General features: G+C 49.6%; 16 protein-coding genes. 12 read left to right on the top strand and 4 right to left on the bottom strand.

What is annotated here, in order from left to right; translation table 11 throughout:
• Positions 1 to 8: 8 nt before the first annotated feature.
• Entirely contained in the window at positions 9 to 854 is an 846-nt protein-coding gene (locus tag M3668_RS01510) for a LysM peptidoglycan-binding domain-containing protein (protein ID WP_251379065.1), read from the bottom strand.
• A 134-nt stretch (positions 855 to 988) separates the two neighbouring features.
• Here M3668_RS01510 and M3668_RS01505 point away from each other — a divergent pair, with 134 nt between their 5' ends.
• Positions 989 to 1,540, top strand: a complete 552-nt coding sequence (locus M3668_RS01505) for a hypothetical protein (protein ID WP_251379064.1) — start codon at positions 989 to 991, stop codon at positions 1,538 to 1,540.
• Between the two features lie 21 nt (positions 1,541 to 1,561).
• Here M3668_RS01505 and M3668_RS01500 read toward each other — a convergent pair whose 3' ends face one another.
• Complete coding sequence (locus M3668_RS01500) at positions 1,562 to 1,789, bottom strand: helix-turn-helix domain-containing protein (RefSeq protein ID WP_251379063.1); 228 nt, start codon at positions 1,787 to 1,789, stop codon at positions 1,562 to 1,564.
• A 188-nt stretch (positions 1,790 to 1,977) separates the two neighbouring features.
• Here M3668_RS01500 and M3668_RS01495 point away from each other — a divergent pair, with 188 nt between their 5' ends.
• The 3 genes from M3668_RS01495 to M3668_RS01485 are packed head-to-tail and all read left to right on the top strand — an operon-like array spanning position 1,978 to position 5,607.
• Positions 1,978 to 2,637, top strand: a complete 660-nt coding sequence (locus tag M3668_RS01495) for a CpaB family protein (RefSeq protein ID WP_251379062.1) — start codon at positions 1,978 to 1,980, stop codon at positions 2,635 to 2,637.
• Positions 2,637 to 4,019 (top strand): CpaE/TadZ family protein, encoded by a 1,383-nt coding sequence (locus M3668_RS01490; RefSeq protein ID WP_251379061.1) that lies wholly within the window; start codon positions 2,637 to 2,639, stop codon positions 4,017 to 4,019. Before M3668_RS01495 ends, M3668_RS01490 begins: the two co-directional genes overlap by 1 nt.
• 43 nt (positions 4,020 to 4,062) lie before the next feature.
• Positions 4,063 to 5,607: a sensor histidine kinase gene (locus M3668_RS01485; protein WP_251379060.1), complete on the top strand. Its 1,545-nt coding sequence runs from the start codon at positions 4,063 to 4,065 to the stop codon at positions 5,605 to 5,607.
• Between the two features lie 95 nt (positions 5,608 to 5,702).
• On the opposite strand, the gene M3668_RS01480 is transcribed toward M3668_RS01485, so the two are convergent.
• On the bottom strand, positions 5,703 to 5,951 hold the full coding sequence (locus tag M3668_RS01480; RefSeq protein WP_135013289.1) for a WhiB family transcriptional regulator: 249 nt from the start codon (positions 5,949 to 5,951) through the stop codon (positions 5,703 to 5,705).
• Between the two features lie 282 nt (positions 5,952 to 6,233).
• Between M3668_RS01480 and M3668_RS01475 the strand changes: the two genes are divergently transcribed.
• Positions 6,234 to 6,605, top strand: a complete 372-nt coding sequence (locus M3668_RS01475) for a hypothetical protein (RefSeq protein WP_251379059.1) — start codon at positions 6,234 to 6,236, stop codon at positions 6,603 to 6,605.
• Here M3668_RS01475 and M3668_RS01470 read toward each other — a convergent pair.
• Positions 6,565 to 10,311: an FtsK/SpoIIIE domain-containing protein gene (locus M3668_RS01470; protein WP_251379058.1), complete on the bottom strand. Its 3,747-nt coding sequence runs from the start codon at positions 10,309 to 10,311 to the stop codon at positions 6,565 to 6,567. The two genes, M3668_RS01475 and M3668_RS01470, sit on opposite strands and share 41 nt — an antisense overlap.
• Before the next feature lie 232 nt (positions 10,312 to 10,543).
• On the opposite strand from M3668_RS01470, the gene glf reads away from it, so the two are divergent.
• The 7 genes from glf (at position 10,544) to M3668_RS01435 (ending at position 18,787) form a co-directional block, all read left to right on the top strand.
• Entirely contained in the window at positions 10,544 to 11,731 is a 1,188-nt protein-coding gene (gene glf, locus M3668_RS01465) for a UDP-galactopyranose mutase (RefSeq protein WP_251379057.1), read from the top strand.
• Positions 11,732 to 11,742: 11 nt separating this feature from the next.
• The gene (locus M3668_RS01460) at positions 11,743 to 13,770 is read left to right on the top strand and encodes a glycosyltransferase (RefSeq protein ID WP_251379056.1); all 2,028 of its coding nucleotides are present in this window, start codon (positions 11,743 to 11,745) and stop codon (positions 13,768 to 13,770) included.
• Positions 13,767 to 14,648, top strand: a complete 882-nt coding sequence (locus tag M3668_RS01455; RefSeq protein ID WP_251379055.1) for an ABC transporter permease — start codon at positions 13,767 to 13,769, stop codon at positions 14,646 to 14,648. Before M3668_RS01460 ends, M3668_RS01455 begins: the two co-directional genes overlap by 4 nt.
• Positions 14,649 to 14,654: 6 nt before the next feature.
• On the top strand, positions 14,655 to 15,428 hold the full coding sequence (locus M3668_RS01450) for an ABC transporter ATP-binding protein (protein WP_251379054.1): 774 nt from the start codon (positions 14,655 to 14,657) through the stop codon (positions 15,426 to 15,428).
• Between the two features lie 322 nt (positions 15,429 to 15,750).
• Positions 15,751 to 17,001: a TadA family conjugal transfer-associated ATPase gene (locus M3668_RS01445; RefSeq protein ID WP_251379053.1), complete on the top strand. Its 1,251-nt coding sequence runs from the start codon at positions 15,751 to 15,753 to the stop codon at positions 16,999 to 17,001.
• Positions 16,998 to 17,858 (top strand): type II secretion system F family protein, encoded by an 861-nt coding sequence (locus M3668_RS01440; protein WP_251379052.1) that lies wholly within the window; start codon positions 16,998 to 17,000, stop codon positions 17,856 to 17,858. Before M3668_RS01445 ends, M3668_RS01440 begins: the two co-directional genes overlap by 4 nt.
• Complete coding sequence (locus M3668_RS01435; protein WP_251379051.1) at positions 17,855 to 18,787, top strand: type II secretion system F family protein; 933 nt, start codon at positions 17,855 to 17,857, stop codon at positions 18,785 to 18,787. Before M3668_RS01440 ends, M3668_RS01435 begins: the two co-directional genes overlap by 4 nt.
• The last annotated feature ends 2 nt before the right edge of the window (positions 18,788 to 18,789 follow it).

Below are 18,789 nucleotides of genomic sequence, written 5' to 3'. Positions count from 1 at the left end.
TTTTCTCCTCAGAAAGGAAGCGTGATGCTTTGCCCCGGGTAAATGAAACTTTCAAGTGTTGGAATGTCTTTGGAATTGGCAGATTGAATGCTGTGGACAAGGTTGAGCACTTCAGAACCGCTAGCTGTAGCGGGTAGGTGCTGTTCGGCAATGGACCAGAGAGTGTCGCCCGGCTGAATAATGTATACCCGTGGTGATACGAGCGCCACGGGGTCATTATCCTGTGAAGATGCCCGCGGAGCTTCTACTGACTTTCGGAGTCCGCCGAATAATGGTGAGAGCTGAGTGCGTTGACTAGTCTTAGTAACCGTCACTTCCACCTGACCTCCTTCTTCGCCAATTAATGTCGTGGATTGTGAATATGAAAACAGGGGAGATGCACCGGGGGAAATGCCGAAGGAATCATCAGAAGGACCCAAGAAAAGGCCTAGCGGAAGCTGTTGCTTGTGTTGCTGAACCTGAGTAACTGAACTAAAGGGCTGAACAGCCGGGATCGTGGAGGCCAATGCGGGGTTGCTCAGCAGCCCCAATCCAAACAGCCCCGTCACAGTAGCTTTTACCGCCATCGGAGCCCAGGAAGGTAAACTGACCTGTTCTCGCCCTTGGATTCTAGCCTTGATAGCGAGCATCGAGCTGACTGCCATACTGAGGAACCACCACAGAAAAACAATGGAGCAAAGGGTGAATGCTACAGCACATGATAGAGCTTCCCACCACGTCCCGGACTCCAGTGAATGCCCCTGAGAAATAAGGTGTAGTGTGTGCGTGAGAAAGCTGTAGCTAGCCAAGCTCCCTATCAGAGCGATGGCAGGAACAGCAACCACCGGGAAGATACGCACAATTTTGCTCTTCATATTCCGCTCCAAACCTATTATTTGATGTAGTTTGATGAATTATCATCATACTAACCTTTTTTAAGGCATTTTCAACATATTTCGTTGTTTTCATGCTCATTTACATTTTCTGCCTCAGTGGATAGGCTCGATACATGAACAACTTAGATTTGCTTCTTCGTGATTATGAGATTCAACTAGATGAGAGTAGACGGCTTACTTATGAGGCAGATGCCGCCGAAGTTCGCCGGTCAGAAGCCGCAAAAATTTATCTAGCAGACCGTCTAGCTGCTCAAATCGGTCAGCTTCTTGTTGTTCATGGGTTGAACTCAGAGATTTGGCGCGGAACCCTCAAAAATATTGGACTGGGCTGGATTCAATTGGAATCAAGTGCAGGTAATCTCATTGTTCCCCTGGTAAGTCTCATGTGGTGGGAGGGTGGGGATAATAAATCCTTCACCTCAGCCCAGGAGGTCAGTAGAAAGTTAACCCTGGGGTATGTTCTAAGGGCTCTAGCCGCTTCACAACAGACCGTGTCAATTTCTCACGGTGGGCCAGACTCCCCGCTCACTGAAGGTCGGATAACAACGGTGGGCGCTGACTATTGCGAATTATTTGTGCAGAGAATTGAAGCAAAAGAAGGCACGCAGAGAAATGAAGTGCGCGTCATCCCCTTTGGGGCGATTGCAGTACTTCATACCAGGTAAATTCAAAAGAACATAGGAAGCTTAGGCTTCTTGATGGTCTAGCTGCTCAGTTTTGATGCTTTCTTCAGTCTTTTGATACATGGCCTGAATGTACTGTTCAAGCATCGAGCTTTCAACTCGCCACTGATTGCGACCACCAATCTGAATTCCCTTGAGTTCGCCGGTTCTCACCAGGGCGCGAGTCTGGCTCAGGGAGATATTGAGGATTTCACTCACATCATTCAGTGTCAGAAAACGCTGTTCGACCATGGGGGCTTCCTTCTTGTGGTGATTCGAACACTATCTTGATTTATTTTAGTGACTTTTGATGTAGTTTGAAAGAAAATTTCCATTATTGAGTCTTGTTAGCGCTTTAAGGCGTAACGTTTGGCCAGATGACTGTGTTGAGTTGGAAAGTTCGTGTTTGATTAGTAAAAATTCTGATAGGAGTACTCAACTTGATGAAGGAAGCTCTGCCCATGCCATCTAAGCTGACACCGCGTTTTAAAAAGCCAGGAGCCACAGACCCACGGCTCCTTATCGGAGTTTTCATTGTGGTTCTTTCTCTGCTGGGGGTTCTCGGAATTATCCGAGCGACCAACCAAACAGAGCCCTTTTATGCACTCACCGCTGATGTCGGTATTGGTGAACATGTCACGACCCAAAACCTAACGGTTGTTGACGCAAGGTTAGCTGGCTCTAGCAAACAATATATCTCCGCAGATCAGCCTATTGCCCCTGGAACTGTTGCCAAGCGTCCTCTAGTCTCAGGGGAATTGCTGGCGGCTTCAGCAATCACTACCGATCTCAAAGAAGGGCGCAGGTTGGTGACCCTTCTCAAAGATCAGTACGCAGTCGCTGACTTCCAAGCGGGGGATCGAGTAGATATTTGGGTTGCCTCAAAGGTTGAAGGATCGAATACATACAATGAACCCCGAGCAATTGCTGAGGGGGCTGAAATCCACTCGGTGACTCCGCAGGAGTCGATTATTGGCGGGACGGGTCAATCTGCTGTAGAGCTGTGGGTAGAGTCCGATCTTTTGAGCCCAGTTCTTGCAGCTAGCAGTGATGGGTCGGTCATCAACATAGTGCCTTCAACCTATAAGGCAGGCCAGTAATGCAGATTCCAATTATTGTTGTTGGAGATACTTCTGGCAGGTATATTTTGGGAATCGAGTCTCAGCGCGGGGATATTAGCGTGGTACGCCACGTCCATGACCTCGGAGAAATGCTGGGAACCGCGCAGAGCGGTATAGCCCGTGCAGTTTTGTTGGTGACCCAATACGAGGATCTCACACAATCGATGCTCGCGGTGCTCTATGAACTTGATGTAGCTGTGTGCGCCGTAATCGATCCGGGCAGCAGCCTGCCTTTTTCCGAGATTTATACCATTGATGCTCTGGCTGATATACCTGATGTACTTCAGGGCGTTCGCTCGGCTGTTGACCGGCTTGAAGATTATGGTGACTCACACGTTGGCGTTTACGATAGGCAACCGAGTAATTCAACATCCGAAGTTGAATCTCACGAAGCCGAATTAGATCAGGCTGTTTCAGAAAAAACAGAAGAGCGTCTTGGCAAAGTGCTGGCTGTCTGGGGAGCTCAGGGAGCTCCCGGTAGAACGACTTTTGCAGTGAACCTCTCAGGGCTAGCAGCAAATGCTGGGCACAAGGTTTGCTTGGTGGACGCAGATACCTACGGTGCCTCCGTAGGGGCTGTTTTAGGCTTGACCGATGACTACTCGAGCTTGGCTCAGATGTGCCATTTTGCCGATAGAGGTAACCTTGATAGCCAAAAGATTGATGAGCTGGTTAGCACGATTCAGCATAAATCCCATCAGCTGGATATCATTAGCGGCATCAACCGCCCTGATCGCTGGACCGAAATCAGGGGTAAAGCCCTAAGCCGAGTGATCAATATGCTGAGGGAGAAGTATGATGTGATCATCATTGACACCTCGTTTTGTATTGAGCAGGACGAAGCTGCGGCCTTTGATGGGCTGGCTCCCTTGCGTAATGACGGTTCATTGACAAGCATTCTTGAAGCAGACCATATTCTCGTTGTTGGCGCTGCAGATGTGGTGGGTGTACCCAGAACGGTCAAAGCTCTGGACAGCCTAAAAAACCTCTTGGCAGACACCATGATGGATATACCTAGAAGCGTCTTCTTTAATAAGGTTCGGGCTGATGCCGTAGGAGCTAATCCCACTGTGGCAATAGAGCATGCCTGGGAACGCTTTGGTCCCTCAGAAAAAATCGAGGGGTATGTGAGCGAAGACCGAGCAACCACAGATAAAGCTTGCCTCTCGGGTAAAACTATTATGGAGGCCGCACCGAGATCCAAGGTAGGACTAGAATTTGAAAGCGTCTTTACACATATCTCTGATGTCCTAGCTTTGCGTCCTGCAGAAGACTTACCAGATGATGTATCAAATCTGTCTTCTGATAACGTGAGGTATAAACGCAGACTCGGCCCTTTAGCTAGGCTTTGGGGTAGATAGAGTGCCCCGTTGGCCGTGATAGACAGTTCAAGAAAGAAATAGCATGCCATTGATCGATACGCTCTCTAGCAGCGGAGCTTTTGGCCCGGGTGATATTGAGTGGCTACATTTGCTCACTAACGAATGGCAAATCATCGCTGATACAGGGTACTGCGACATTCTTCTCTGGGTTCCAGAAGCAGTCCTGGATGGAAGTCACCATCTCCTTTCCCAGCCTCTTGAATCAGATACAGGATTCCTGTGCCTAGCTCAAATTCGTCCGTCCACCACTCACACAGTCTTTCATACCGATAGGGTAGGGCAGCAGCTTAGCGCCGGTCTTTTAGAGAGAGCTGTAGCCAGCTGGAACAGTCATACGCCTAAAGGAACCGACGATGAACACACCATCAAAGACATAATTCTCGATACTGAATTTATACCTCTTATCAGAAACGGGCGTCCGGTGGCATTGCTCTCAGTACATCGAGAAAACCTGGGAACCAGGAAACGGCAGCAGGCAGAACGGGCGTACAGGGACGTTGCCCACCATTTACTGCAAATGGTATCGAGGGGCGCCTGGCCAGAATTTTCGGCACCAGTAGGGACTGCCCACGGTAATCCCCGTGTCAGTGATGGGCTGCTCATGCTCGATACTAACGGCAGCGTACTCTATGCTTCACCCAATGCCCTATCTATCTATAAACGTTTAGGGTTCAGCGGAGACATGGTAGGAGAGAGCCTATTACATCTCACCAGGTCTCTTCTTCCAGCCGGTGAAAAAGCAGATGAGACTCTCCCTTTGGTGCTCACGGGTCGTATGCCCTGGCGAGCTGAAATTAAGGCTAAGCGGCAAAATGTTACTTTCCGAGCGATTCCTCTACGACAATTCTCTCGACTAGGCGAAGAACGCTACGGAGCCTTATTGCTCTGCAGAGATGTGACGGAGCTACGCCGCCGAGAGCTTGAGATGATGTCTAAGGATGCAACAATCCGCGAAATACATCATCGGGTGAAGAATAACCTCCAGACCGTTTCAGCCCTCCTACGTTTACAATCTCGACGTATGAACAGCGTTGAAGCTAAGGAGGGTCTAGAGCAGGCCATGCGAAGGGTCTCTACAATTGCGATGGTGCATGAAGCGCTTTCTCAAGGGCTGACTCAGAAGGTCAATTTCGATGACCTCATCGGCAGGCAATTCAACCTAGCTGCTGAGCTGGCGTCACCAGATCAGCACGTTCATACACGAATAGTTGGGTCTTTCGGTAAGCTCCCCAGCCAAATTGCTACGCCTCTGGCACTAGTTATCAACGAGATTGTAGCTAATGCTGTTGAGCACGGCTTGGCCGGACAAACTGGCGAGGTAACCCTGAGCTGCTCCCACGACTACAAGCCCAGCGGTGAGCATATTATGGTGGTGAGCATTGCTGATAACGGAGTTGGGCTCACCGAAGAAACCAAGATGATGTTGGAAAGCGGTGCTCCATCTTCAGGTTTGGGCACACAGATTGTAATGACCCTTGTTTCAAGTGAATTAGGTGGCAGTATCCATTGGAGCTCAGTCAAACCTCACGGAACACTTGTCACTATAGAAGTTTTGCTATCGGGCTAAGCACAGCGAGGGGCTTCAAAAAACACTGTTAAAGAAAAGAAGGAGAGCTAGAAAGCTCCCCTTCTTTTGCAATATCTGTGCAGTATGGTCTGACCTTAGGACGCACGTCGCGCACGCGCTGCGCGTCGCTTCATAGCCCTTCGCTCATCTTCACTCATACCGCCCCAAACACCTGAATCCTGGCCAGTTTCAATGGCCCACTGGAGGCAGGTATCCATCACAGTGCAAGAACGGCAGACGTTCTTAGCTTCCTCTATTTGAAGGAGCGCTGGTCCAGTATTTCCTACGGGGAAAAAGAGTTCGGGGTCTTTTTCAAGACAAGCAGCACGGCTTCGCCAATCCATTAGCATGCTCTCCTAGGTGTTACCGGAATAACTAAAGCTGAAAATTTTTCAGCAACTATCAATAAAATTTGGCCCCTTATAGTAAGGAGCCAAAGCTGAACTCCACTAACTTTCCCACGTTATGGGTCTTCAAACAAGGGGGGAGCGGCGAAAATTGGCACCGACTGCTGAGTGAAATATCACAGGGTGTACCTTGGGGGTGTTTCTGAGTGAGAACTGCCACGAAAGTGCCTTTAGGCTAGTAAAAGTGATATCACAGAATGAAAAGAAAAGGCGCTAATCATGTCTCAGCAACCTTTACCTGCGGCGGTAAAGCTTACCGGTAGCCTTGTGGCGCTGGAGGTGCTAGCTCTGCTCTTTTTTACGGTGAGCGGTGTGATGACAGCGGATGATGTGAGGGGAGCATCAGTCGTAGGCTTATTCTTCCTACTGGTTGCCTTATCTCTGGGTATCGGTGTGGTGGCGCTCTGGAAGCATCGCCCTTTTAGCCGCGCGCTTATTCTGGTATGGCAATTCTTTGGTGTTGTGATTGGAGTTCAAACTGCTTTAAGCGGCGCACCTCTATACGGTGTGCCGGTGGTGCTACTGAGTGGAGCAATTATCATCTTGATGTTTACTCAGCCGCTGCTTCATCATACTCGCCAGTCTTCTTAAAAGCCGCTCTCAGGGGAACGTGAAAAGCAAGAACCGTTCCATGATCGATAAGCACCCCTCGACCGGGCGGAACCTTGCCATCAGTTTTTAGATCCCAGGGTAGGGCCGTTGCTGTGTAAAAGTTCAGATCAGATACGGAGGTGGGTGCTAATACTAGCCCAGTTTCTGTTCCTGACAAAGCTGACAGGATAGGAGAAGTGCTCCATCTGGGCCATGGGGTGTAGGCCACAATAACCTTAGAAAAACTATCTCTTTCTTGAAGGACGAACCTCTGTATCTCTTCGTTGAGAAGATGCAGATTATCAATACAAAGGATGGGAAGATCTTTATAGCCATCACAGCTAGCGATAAGAGCATCCTTAAGCTGCTTCAGTGTCGGTCTCGCTTCACCAGGTAGAAATATAGCTGAATGCTGTTGGTTCATGTCTATCAGGGACCGCAGAAAACTTGTTTTACCGCTTCCCTTCTTCCCAGAAACAGCTATAAAGTTGCTACCCAGCTTGGGCAGAGAGACTGCGGAGCCATTTCTCGTTATTCCGATGCGGAATCCATCTTTTTCAGTAAGCTCAGGTACATCCTTTAGACAGAGGTGAGTAGGGAGTTGGGCCAGTGCTAGCTTTCTAGCGCATTGTTGAATGATTGGGCTAAATTCTGGGTCTGGAAGCGCAAGGCATACCACCCCGTTTTCTGCAGTGTCGCCCACTAACGATTGAATGGCGGTTCCTTCAACAGAAAACTGGCCTTCATGGGGCCGGTTGTATTCTTTGCGGTGGGACCTCAAGGGATCTGTCTCAAGGTAGGAGGCCGAAAAGAGTACGTTAGCGAAAAGTTGCTGGAACTTGCCGCGTGGCAAGGATGAGGCCGTACATATTGTTTTTACAGTACACTGGCCCACTGGAGACAGAAGGTCTAGTATTTGTGTCTCAAAATCTGGGTAACGTGCGAGAGTATCTTGAATTTGATCAAAACAATCTAAAACTAGCAGCACTGGTGACCGTGACGATATAAGTGTTTCTACAGCACCTCGCACAAAATCGATGTCCTTCAGAGAGTAGGCATAGCAGCTGGCAGTGGAGGCTGGAAATCGTATTTTTACCCGATGAATGAACTGTTCTGATGGGGAAAAACAAAAGACAGCTGAACCGTTACTTAGCGCTTGTTCCATCAGCATAAAAACATGCTCATTGCGTTCAATCGGTGATGCAAGGAAAAGCAGGCAGCCATCATCTTCTTTCCACCGCCATTGGTTCTGGATACCCGCATCAGGCACTTCGAGAACGCCAATGTTGAGGCTGATGGGGGAAGCGCTAACCCTGTATTGCCGGGCACTGAGAGAAGGAGCGATCGGTGCGTAGCTTTTTTCAGCAAAAAATGGCTGCTTTGATAAACCAGAGCACAAGGTAGTTAGCTCTCTATCAGTAAGAGCTTGAGCTGCTTGGCCTAGATCATCATCTGTGCGCTGGTTGTACACCGCTGAAATAGAAATAACCTCGGATTCTGTGGCCCCGTAGTAACCGTTGATGAGCGGTGCTTGAAATTGTATGAGGCGGTTTTCAGAGTCTTTTGCATACCCAGCTCCGGGGGATCGGGCAGGAATCGACGCGGCGTCCTCTGCTGATATGACATTGTAGGAGTCTTGCATGGAACTAACTCTCAAGCAGAAAGCTGTGGCGATATTTGCTCTGATTTCAGCAGACACCGCTCCCTGCGGACGCTGAGTGGCGAGAAAAAGATGGTACCCCAGCGAACGACCTATGGTGGCTATTCGCATAACTTCATTCATGATGATGGGGTGTTGGTCGACCAGCATTTTGAACTCATCGATACAAATCACAACTTCAGGAAAGTCTAGAGTTCTTTCAGCGCCCAAGATTAAAGCACGGTAGTCCGCATGGGAGCTCACTCCAGCTTGATGGAAAGCTTTTTCCCGCTTTTTCAAATCTGCGCGTAAGTATTTTAGGGTACGGGAGAGTTGTGAGATATCGAGATCAGTGAGGGAAGAAACGCAGTGGGGTAGAGCTGTTAGAGGGCCTAGTCCTGCACCCCCCTTAAAATCAATCAGGATAAAGCTTAGGCGGGTGGGCGGGACCTTTAGAGCCATGGACCAGAGCACCGAGCGTAGGAATTGTGACTTACCGGAGCCCGTGGTGCCTGCACACAGAAAGTGGGGACCATGGGTATTTAAACTGTAGGTGAGTGAAGCCCCGGTTTCGGGTTCGATTCCGACAAAGAATTGTAGGTCTTCGATGTCTTGGAGCGGATTCTCAGGGGGAGGGGCAAAATATTCAATGTCGCTAGTTCTCGAAGCAGCAACAGAATGCCCTGACTTGGTCAGGGATTGAATAGGTAGGGAACAAATTAGAGCCCGGTAGGTTGGCTCACTAACGCCATCTAGACTTACTCCTCTATCCAGCAAGCAAACATCATTGGAGGTGGAATCTTCGGCGCTCGAGAGAGAGAAAATTACCGCTTTTTTGGGTAATATGGCGGGCTTTCTTTCACAGATAATAATTCCTGTCGCCCCGGAATCAAGCTTCCTCACCACATAGCTTGATGGGTGAGTCAGAAGTGGCTGCACTAATTGATGATATGACCAGCTATCAGCCGTCGTCACTAAAATACTCACGTGACTGCTTGCTGCCAAAAGATGTACAAGAACCAACCGTTGTGTGTGAACTGGAATAGTAGGCATGAGTTCAGCTGCTTGCTCAACGCTAACTATAAAGGGAGCTACATCAACCCATGGAAGGATTGAGAGCTCTCTTTGTGTACTACGTATCTTAGTTTCGCGCTGGTGATGCCCTAGAACTATTTCTTGACCGATTGAATGGGCACTGAACTGTCTAACATTGGCTAGATCACGTGTAGCTGCTTCCATCACAGCATTCCGGGTCTTTCGACTTTCACCACGGTGGGAAATCATGTGCAACGCCATCAACATTGATGAAGCTACCGACATAGCTAGAATCAGCCATAGACCGGTGATGAGAGCTATCGTTAACCCTACGATGAGTGGCATGAGAATCATGGCAACCCGCAGCGCTTTAGGGCGAGGCGCAGGAATTTCTATTTCAACATCGTCAGTATCCCTGAACGAATCGGAGAATGTTGGGGGCTCACCTATTCTAAGGACGCTGTTGCCAATTTTGATGAGAGATTGGGTCTGTATAGTGTGACTCTTTAGCTTTGAGCTGTAGGTAACTCCTGCATGGTCCACCCTCATATAACCTTCAAGTGGGTGCATACTGGGGTCATTGAGAGTGATATCGCAGTTATCTCGGCCGATACTCCACCGCCCTCTTGAAAGGGAGAATATCTTTCTGGAGTCTGGGCCGTGCATAATCTCGGCACTATAGATTGTTGATGCTTTTTCCACAGCACCTTTACCACGATAAGATTCCACGATAGACCCGTTGAATAGGGGAGGCTGCCCAACTAATAACTCCCTGATGGGGGTGCTGGCTACGGCCCACTCATGGGTCTCTGACCCGAAAAATTTTTGTAGCTTTTCTTGCAGGAGGACGCCAGAAACAGTGCCGATGTACCGTAGACGCACAGCGGTGAACTGCTTTTTCGATGGGTTTTCAACCAGCAATCTAATATCCATGCTGTCCATTACAATTCTGGAGAAGTGCCCTATCAAGGGCGTATATCCGTGATGCAACTTTTCACAGTTGATTTTGAGCATGTGGTGATCGATTGCCAAATAATTTCCCCGCTGGCTTTGCTCACCACATTGGCCTGAGTCCCAGACCGGGCAATAATCACATCGACTTCTCAGGCAAATCGATGAGTAATAGACCACCTTTTCAGGTAGCTTTGGATATAACTTTGTTTACCTCAAAGAAGGTAGACACACCGTAGAGCTTCCTCCGTTGTGGGAGACAAATTATAGAGATGACGCTTTCCCAAGCATCATTCGTAAACAAGGAGTATTAGTGAACGCTGATCTTGTAATTGTGGGTTCAGGTCTCTTTGGCCTGACGATTGCTGAACAGGCTGCAACCGAGCTGGGGCTAAAGGTAGCTCTGCTCGACCGACGTCATCACATCGGCGGCAATGCATACAGTGAGAACGAAGAGCGTACTGGCATTGAAGTACATCGCTACGGTGCGCACCTCTTCCATACCTCCAATGAGCGAGTCTGGGAATACGTCAACCGCTTCACTGGTTTCACGAACTACACCCACCGGGTTTACACCAACCACAACGGCATTGTTTACCCCATGCCCATCAATCTGGGCACCATCAATCAGTTTTTCAATGCAGCCTACTCCCCGGCTGAAGCTAAGGCCCTCATTCAAGAGCAGGCGGGAGAGCTGGCAGGAACTGACCCGAAGAACCTCAACGATAAGGGTATTTCCCTCATCGGACGCCCGCTCTACGAAGCGTTCATCAAGCACTACACTGCCAAGCAGTGGCAGACTGACCCCGCTGATTTGCCGGCGTCCATCATCTCTCGTCTACCGGTGCGCTACAACTACGATAACCGCTACTTCAATGACAAGTACGAAGGTCTGCCAGTTGACGGCTACACTGCCTGGCTTGAGCGTATGGCAGCCCATCCTAATATCGAGGTGCACCTCAACACTGACTTCTTTGAAGAAGGTCACGAGTACTCTCGCTCCAAGGTTATCGGCCAGGTACCGGTTATTTATACTGGGCCTGTTGACCGTTACTTTGACTATGCCGAAGGTGACCTGTCCTGGCGCACCATTGATCTTGAAGAAGAAGTTCTCGAGATGGAAGACTTCCAGGGTTGCTCCGTTATGAACTACCCTGATGCTACCTATCCCTATACCCGTATTCATGAGTTCCGTCACTTCCACCCGGAGCGGGACTACACTAAGGATGCCACTGTCATCCACCGTGAGTACTCACGTTTTGCCGAGAAAGGCGATGAACCCTATTACCCCATCAATACCGGTGCTGACCGAGATATGTTGCTGAAGTACCGTGACTTGGCTGCCGGTGAGCAGAACGTACTGTTCGGTGGGCGTTTGGGCACCTATAAATATCTTGATATGCACATGGCTATTGGTGCGGCTCTGTCAATGTTTGACAATAAGCTCCGCCCCCATTTTGAAAAGGGCCAACAAATCGCTTCCGGCGGAATTGACGCTTAAGGTAAGGAAATATGAGCACAACGACTACTACTGAGGTGAGCCCTCAGCGCGTACTTCAACGCGTTATTTTGCCTGAAGCTGTCCAAACTGACGTTATCCCGCTCTATATTGATGGTGGTAACGCTACGGGCGTGCAGCTTCCCACACGTCTGGACGGCAATGCCGCTGATACCATCGCTCAAGCAACGGCTGCCCAAGAAAATGTAGCTACAAATTCTGCACTTTCCAAAACTAACCAGCCAGATGTTCTAGGGCGACGCTCAGCTCAGATTTCATCGGGTAAAACGGTGTCTTTTGGAACATATTTCAATGCTTTCCCTGCATCATACTGGCGTCGTTGGACCTCTCTGCAGTCTGTAACTCTTAGGGTTCATACTGAGGGCGAGGGCATGGTAGTTGTCTATAAATCTAACGCTCGAGGAGTAATCCAGCGCGTTGATGCTGCGGTGGTGGCAGGGGCCATGACCTCAGAGTTCGATCTAACTTTGGCACCCTTTGGCGACGGTGGCTGGTACTGGTTTGACCTTTCCGCAACTAAGAGTGACGTCACCCTGGTCGAGGCGGAGTGGACAGGCGCTATTACCCCTCGCTTAGGAGGTGAAGGCGGCAAAGCTACCGTCCAAATCACCACCATGAACAAAGTCCAGTACTGCATCGATAACATTCGGTCACTGGGCGAGAACCTTGATGCTCTAGGGAGCGTCAAAGAAATTCTTATCGTGGATCAGGGAACTGAAAAGGTTTCTGATCACCCTGATTTTGAAGATGTGGTTGCACCTCTAGCTGGGAAGTTCCGGATTATTAACCAGGGCAACCTTGGTGGGTCCGGCGGCTTCGCTCGGGGCATGTACGAATCAGTTAATAACGGAAGTGACTATGTGTTGCTCCTTGATGATGACGTTGTGGTTGAACCTGAGTCCATCCTGAGAATGATCACTTTTGCCGATTACTGCAAGAACCCCACCATTGTGGGCGGCCATATGTTTGATATGTACGACCGCTCAGTTTTGCATGCTTTTGGCGAGGTAGTTAACCCCTGGCGTACTTTCTACGATCGTCCCCACGAAGACATGTCTTTGGGGCACGACTTGGGAAAGATGAACTTGCGGAGCACCCACTGGATGCACCGCCGTGTCGACGTTGATTACAACGGCTGGTGGATGTGCCTTATCCCCACCGAGGTCATCAAGCAGATTGGTCTGTCACTACCCCTATTCCTCAAGTGGGACGACGCTGAATACGGGCTGCGAGCGAAAGAGGCCGGGTTCGCCACCGTCTCCTTCCCCGGTGCTGCTCTGTGGCATGTATCGTGGCAGGATAAAGATGATTCTGTAGGTTGGCAAGCCTACTTTCACGAACGTAACCGTCTCATTACAGCACTGATTCATTCACCCTTCGATAAGGGCGGATCAGTTCTTAGGGAGTCCCTCTTTCTGGATGTCAAGCACGCGCTTTCCATGCAGTATTACACTGAAGAGGGCCGTTTGATGGCAATCGAGGACCTTTTATCGGGTCCTGACCACCTCCATCCTTCACTCAGTGCGCGCCTGCCCGTTATTAGGGGCAAGGTTAAAGATTTCCAGGACGCTCAGCTTAAGACCAATCTGGATGATTATCCCCAGCCTAAGACAAATAAGCCGCCCTTCAAGGGAAGGCGGAATTTCAAGTCACCCGGTTATCAGAAGCTGATTCCCTGGGCTGTTTCTACCGTAGGCCGCCAACTGTTCAAACCGGTGGATGGCCTCGCTAAGAAACACCCTCAGATTCAGTTGAATTACTCTGAAAACCGTTGGTGGACTGTTTCTAAGTTTGATTCAGTGCTGGTTACCAATGCTGAAGGCACAGGTGTTTTCTGGTATCAGCGCGATCCCCAGCAGCTGCGTGCCAACCTTGCGAGGGCAACGAAGCTTCACGCTCGTATTTACCGCGAGTGGGCGTCCTTGCGCCAGCAGTATCGAGATGCTGCAGCACGCGTTGCTTCCTATGAAGCGTGGCAGGAAACGTTCAATCAGCACACTGAATCTGAGCTTCGTCGATGAGTATTTCAACCCATTCCCCCCTGCTACCCCCCGGTCGTGGCAGGGGGCTAAGGGATGTTCTCAAAAACCGGTACCTTCTCAAACTTCTCGTCGATAAAGAGATTCAGGTTCGCTATCGAGGATCCGTGCTGGGTATCTTATGGTCCTACATTAAACCTGGTGTCCAGTTCGGTGTCTTCTATATCGCCATGGGTCTTTTTCTGGGGCTAGAGCGAGGTATGCAGAATTACGCAATCTACCTGTTCTCAGGAATGATTGTTATCAATTTCTTCTCTGAGGGTTTCAGTAATGGCGCTAAAGCCATGGTTGTAAATGGCGCTCTGATCAAGAAAATCTATCTGCCGCGCGAGCTGTTTTCTGTCTCAACGATTTGGGTAGCACTCATCCATTTTGTTCCGCAGATTCTGGTCTTGCTGATTGCCTGTTTCTTCGCTGGGTGGAGCCCCGATATCAAACAGTTGGGTGCTGCTTTTGTGGGAATGGCTATCATCATGCTATTTTCTGCAGGGCTAGGCCTCATATTCGGAGTTGCTAATGTATTCTTCCGGGATTCTGAAAACATCGTAGATATGCTTCTAATGGTGGCGACCTGGTTCTCGCCGGTTCTCTACTCCTGGACCATGGTGAGGGATACCCTTTACCCGTGGGTGATGACCGTTTATATGCTCAACCCGCTTACGGTTGCTGTAGAGCTGTTTCACTACGCTTTCTGGATTTCAACGCTAAGTGCGGATGCTTTGACTCTACCCACTTCCCATATCCCTCCGAACCTTCTGACCTTCTGGGTGCCGATAGCTCTGCTGATCTCATTGGTGACCCTGTGGATTGGCGATGCACTCTTCCGTAGGCTTGAGGGCAACTTTGCTCAGGAGCTCTGATACAGCGTGAAGATTGAAGAAATGAACCTGCCACCGGTTTCGCCGGACGCCGCAGTGGTGATTCGCGTTGACTCTCTGGTTAAACGTTTTGTGCTCCGCCATACTCGCTCTATGAAGGAAGCCTTTATCTGGCTCATTAAGGGGCGTAAGGGCGACCTGAACGAAAAGTTCAATGCACTGAACGGTGTAACGGTAGACGTGCGCGAGGGGGAGCGGGTAGCTCTACTCGGCTTTAACGGCTCTGGTAAATCAACTCTGCTCAAACTTATCTCTGGAGTAATGCACCCTGATGGGGGAGAAGTGCTGACGCGCGGCCGTATCGCTGGCCTGATCGAGGTTGGTGCGGGCTTCCACCCCGACCTCACTGGACGAGATAACGTCTATCTCAACGCTGCAATTCTCGGCATGGAGAAGGAACAGATTGAGGCTAAGTTTGACCAAATCGTTGAATTCTCAGAAATTGGTGAATTCATTGATACCGAGGTCAAATTTTATTCTTCAGGTATGTACCTGCGATTGGCGTTCGCGGTGGCTGTTCATACCGATCCAGAGATTTTCTTGGTGGATGAAATCCTCGCGGTAGGCGATGAACCCTTCCAGAAAAAATGTATTGGCAAGATTAGAGAGCTGTGTGCAGAAGGCAAGACCCTGGTGGTCGTGAGTCACGACCTTGACTTGGTCTCAAAGATTTGTGACCGCGGCGTGGTTTTGGAGAAGGGGAACCTTAGCTTTGATGGGCATATCGATGACGCTATCAAGATACTACGCGGAGAAATGTAAAGCAGCCGCTACATTCTAGTGAGAGGGCACCCACTGAACATATCGTTCAGTGGGTGCCTTTCTAGAAGCTATGGTCGAAAATTGTGTCAATATGTTACGCATTTATAGTCCTTTGTGTACACCTCTCACCCTGAGTCACCCCAAAATGAGGATAAATCTATTCCTGCTAGTCAAAGGATGGCTACTGGTTAGTAGCTAAATACGTTCTGCTATTTCGTGGAGTAGGTTATCCACAACCCGGTGATTAGGCTTGGATATTCCACCATATCAAAGCTATGTTTGTGCTTATATCTGAGGGTTCGGGAGCTGGGATAAGGGGGGAATGACAGTGTCCGTAATCGAAGCTGAACGTCTGCTTGAGATGGACGTGCGTGACCTAGTGCGTCAGAGCAATATTGATCCCCTGACTCAACCTGATGAGGCCAGAAAACTCATCACCAGAGCTATCGATTCCTACGAACAGAGAATGCTCAGGGGGATTGTTCCTAGAGTCGATAACCTTGTGCCTCTTCACCACGTGCTTTTCGACAGAGTGTGTGGGTTTGGTGAAATCCAAAAGTTTCTTGATGATCCTGATGTTGAAGAAATCTGGATTAATTCACCCACCGAGATATTTGTCGCTCGGGGAGGAGAATCTGAGCTAACCGGTGTCTCTCTGGACGACCAGCAAATTAGAGCGCTAGTTGAGCGAATGCTGAAAACCTCTGGACGCCGTCTGGACCTTAGTACCCCTTTTGTCGATAGCTCCCTGCCTGACGGGTCCAGGTTGCACGTTGTAATCCCCGATATCACCAGGAAGCACTGGTCTGTGAATATCCGGAAGTTCATTGCCAGAGCAACGCGTCTCAACGATCTCGTGAAACTAGGTTCACTCTCGCCAGAGGCTGCTCGCTTTCTTGATGCTGCCATTGCTAGCGGTATTAACGTTCTTGTTTCGGGAGCTACCCAGGCTGGTAAAACCACCATGTTGAACTGTTTAACAGCCTCAATCGGTATGCGTGAACGTGTTGTGACATGTGAGGAGATCTTTGAACTCAAAATACCCTTAAGGGATGTCGTCAATATGCAGTGCAGGCAACCCAACCTTGAGGGACAGGGCGAAATTCCGCTTCGACGTCTTGTGAAAGAAGCATTGCGCATGCGCCCTGACCGCCTTATCATCGGCGAAGTCCGCGAAGCAGAATCCCTTGATATGCTCATTGCTCTCAACTCTGGCTTACCCGGTCTGTGTACTATTCATGCCAACTCTGCCAGGGATGCAATAACAAAAATTTGTACCCTGCCATTGCTCGCCGGTGACAATATCTCATCAGGCTTTGTGGTTCCAACCGTAGCATCATGCTTTGATCTAGTGGTCCACTGTGCCCGTGACCTACAAGGAAAACGGCGAGTAGAGGAAATTGTGGCTGTAGGCAACAGGGTCGAGAACGGAATAATTGAGACTTCGACACTTTTTACCCAGCGTGAGGGCCGCCTCGTGTGTGTTGGCTCAGAAACACCTTCTCAGGATAAATTTAGGAGGGCGGGTTTTTCCCCAGAGACCCTTCTCAGTCACACCGGGGATTCAGCATGATAAGCGTCATTATCGGTTTGATGATGGGAGTTGGATTCCTCTTTATTTGGGTGTCTTTCTGGCAGGAAACACAGAATAAGCCTTTGAAGGTCCGTAAGGCATCCAGCTTGCAGACTATGTTGAGGCAAGCTGACCTTGAGAAGGTATCGGTCAAATTATTCTTCGCAATGTCGCTGGTGGCTGCTCTCTTCCTTACGATCATCGCATTGGCGCTCACAGGCATAGTTCCACTGGCGATCATTTGCGGGGTGATAGGAATCTTTTTACCCCGAACGGTGATACGTTACCGCGCAAAGCGTAGACAAACCGTGTTACGGGATTTGTGGCCAGATGCGGTGGATCATCTCAGGTCTGCTATCAGAGCCGGAATGTCTCTTCCGGAAGCTCTGATGCAACTTCAACACCGCGGCCCGGAACCTCTCAGGCCAGCTTTTGCAGCTTTCGCTTCAGACTATAGAGCTAGTGGTGAGTTTGTTCCTGCACTGGAACGTCTGAAGACGCGGCTCAGTGATCCTACAGCAGATAACATCATCGAAGCTCTTAAAGTAACGCGTGAGGTTGGCGGTACTGATTTAGGCCGACTATTAGGAACGCTGAGTATGTTCCTTCGAGAAAATACCAGAACCCGTTCTGAGCTCGAGGCTCGTCAATCGTGGACGGTCAATGCCGCACGCCTGGCCAGTGTTGCCCCGTGGATAGTCCTAGGTCTTATGGCTACTCAACCCAGTACACTAAAAATCTATAATAGTGTGGCTGGATTTGTAGTTCTATCTGGTGGCCTGCTTATTACGATCTTTGCTTACAGACTGATGATGAGAATAGGTTCACTGCCTGAAGAAAAGCGGGTGCTGGCATGAACCTCGAAGTTATCTTAGGGTTGAGTTTAGCCTGTGGCCTTTGGCTCATTATTCTCAGCACGCTGGTGCACCGAACCGAGGACTTTTCTGAGCGTATTGCCTCTCAACTTCGTGCAGCTGAACTGAGAAAAAATTCGGTGAGTGAGTTCCGCAATTTACCTGAAGGTTTATATGGTGGGTTTACAGCTATGCTGGCACCGGCCATCGAGACAATGTACAAGACCTTGGGTAGGAGTAGCCTGGATACCGCTTCTCTGGAGAAACGTATTGAGCAGTGGGGAGGTGGACTCACCGTCTCTGAGTACCGCGTGCAGCAAGTTCTGTGGAGCATTGGAGCTCTGACCCTGGCACTGTTTTTTGTGGTGATGGGTGCAGTAAGGGGACAGGTAGGAATAATAACCGGTCTGATTCTCGTGCTGCTGGCTGGCGCCTGCGGTTTCCTGGGTAGGGACTACTGGTTGACTCAACAGATTAATAAGCGTGAAAAGGCAATGCTTGCCGAGTTCCCGGCGCTGGCTGAACTGATGGCACTATCGGTAACAGCTGGTGAGTCAGCAATTGGTTCTCTTGAACGGGTGGTGCGTAGCTCAAACGGTGAGCTTTCAAAGGAATTCCGTAAGATTTTAGCCCTGACCCGTTCTGGTGAAAGTCTTCTGAGTGCCTTACAGAGCTTTTCTCGTAGAACTTCCGTCGCAGCTTTATCTCGATTTGTAGATGGTCTCATTGTCGCTATCGAGCGAGGAACACCGTTAGCTGATGTGCTTAGAGCTCAAGCCCAGGACGTCAGGGATAACGCTAAACGAGAGCTGATGGAAACCGCTGGCAAGAAAGAAATCGGCATGATGACACCGGTTGTTTTCCTTATCTTGCCGCTCACCGTGTTGTTTGCGATGTTTCCAGGTATCTCACTTCTCAATCTAAATTTTTGACC

This window comes from Rothia sp. P100 (assembly GCF_023712425.1).
In the GTDB taxonomy this organism is placed as follows: domain Bacteria; phylum Actinomycetota; class Actinomycetes; order Actinomycetales; family Micrococcaceae; genus Rothia; species Rothia endophytica.
Note: the sequence above shows the minus strand (reverse complement) of the source record. Positions and strands in the feature narration are given on the sequence as shown.

Excerpts from the sequence above, each read along its gene's own strand:
- M3668_RS01505 (WP_251379064.1), top strand. The coding sequence starts at position 989 with ATGAACAACTTAGATTTGCTTCTTCGTGATTATGAGATTCAACTAGAT.
- M3668_RS01460 (WP_251379056.1), top strand. The coding sequence starts at position 11,743 with ATGAGCACAACGACTACTACTGAGGTGAGCCCTCAGCGCGTACTTCAA.
- M3668_RS01440 (WP_251379052.1), top strand. The coding sequence starts at position 16,998 with ATGATAAGCGTCATTATCGGTTTGATGATGGGAGTTGGATTCCTCTTT.
- M3668_RS01510 (WP_251379065.1), bottom strand. The coding sequence starts at position 854 with ATGAAGAGCAAAATTGTGCGTATCTTCCCGGTGGTTGCTGTTCCTGCC.
- M3668_RS01445 (WP_251379053.1), top strand. The coding sequence starts at position 15,751 with ATGACAGTGTCCGTAATCGAAGCTGAACGTCTGCTTGAGATGGACGTG.
- M3668_RS01455 (WP_251379055.1), top strand. The coding sequence starts at position 13,767 with ATGAGTATTTCAACCCATTCCCCCCTGCTACCCCCCGGTCGTGGCAGG.
- M3668_RS01500 (WP_251379063.1), bottom strand. The coding sequence starts at position 1,789 with ATGGTCGAACAGCGTTTTCTGACACTGAATGATGTGAGTGAAATCCTC.
- M3668_RS01485 (WP_251379060.1), top strand. The coding sequence starts at position 4,063 with ATGCCATTGATCGATACGCTCTCTAGCAGCGGAGCTTTTGGCCCGGGT.
- M3668_RS01480 (WP_135013289.1), bottom strand. The coding sequence starts at position 5,951 with ATGGATTGGCGAAGCCGTGCTGCTTGTCTTGAAAAAGACCCCGAACTC.
- M3668_RS01490 (WP_251379061.1), top strand. The coding sequence starts at position 2,637 with ATGCAGATTCCAATTATTGTTGTTGGAGATACTTCTGGCAGGTATATT.
- M3668_RS01475 (WP_251379059.1), top strand. The coding sequence starts at position 6,234 with ATGTCTCAGCAACCTTTACCTGCGGCGGTAAAGCTTACCGGTAGCCTT.
- M3668_RS01435 (WP_251379051.1), top strand. The coding sequence starts at position 17,855 with ATGAACCTCGAAGTTATCTTAGGGTTGAGTTTAGCCTGTGGCCTTTGG.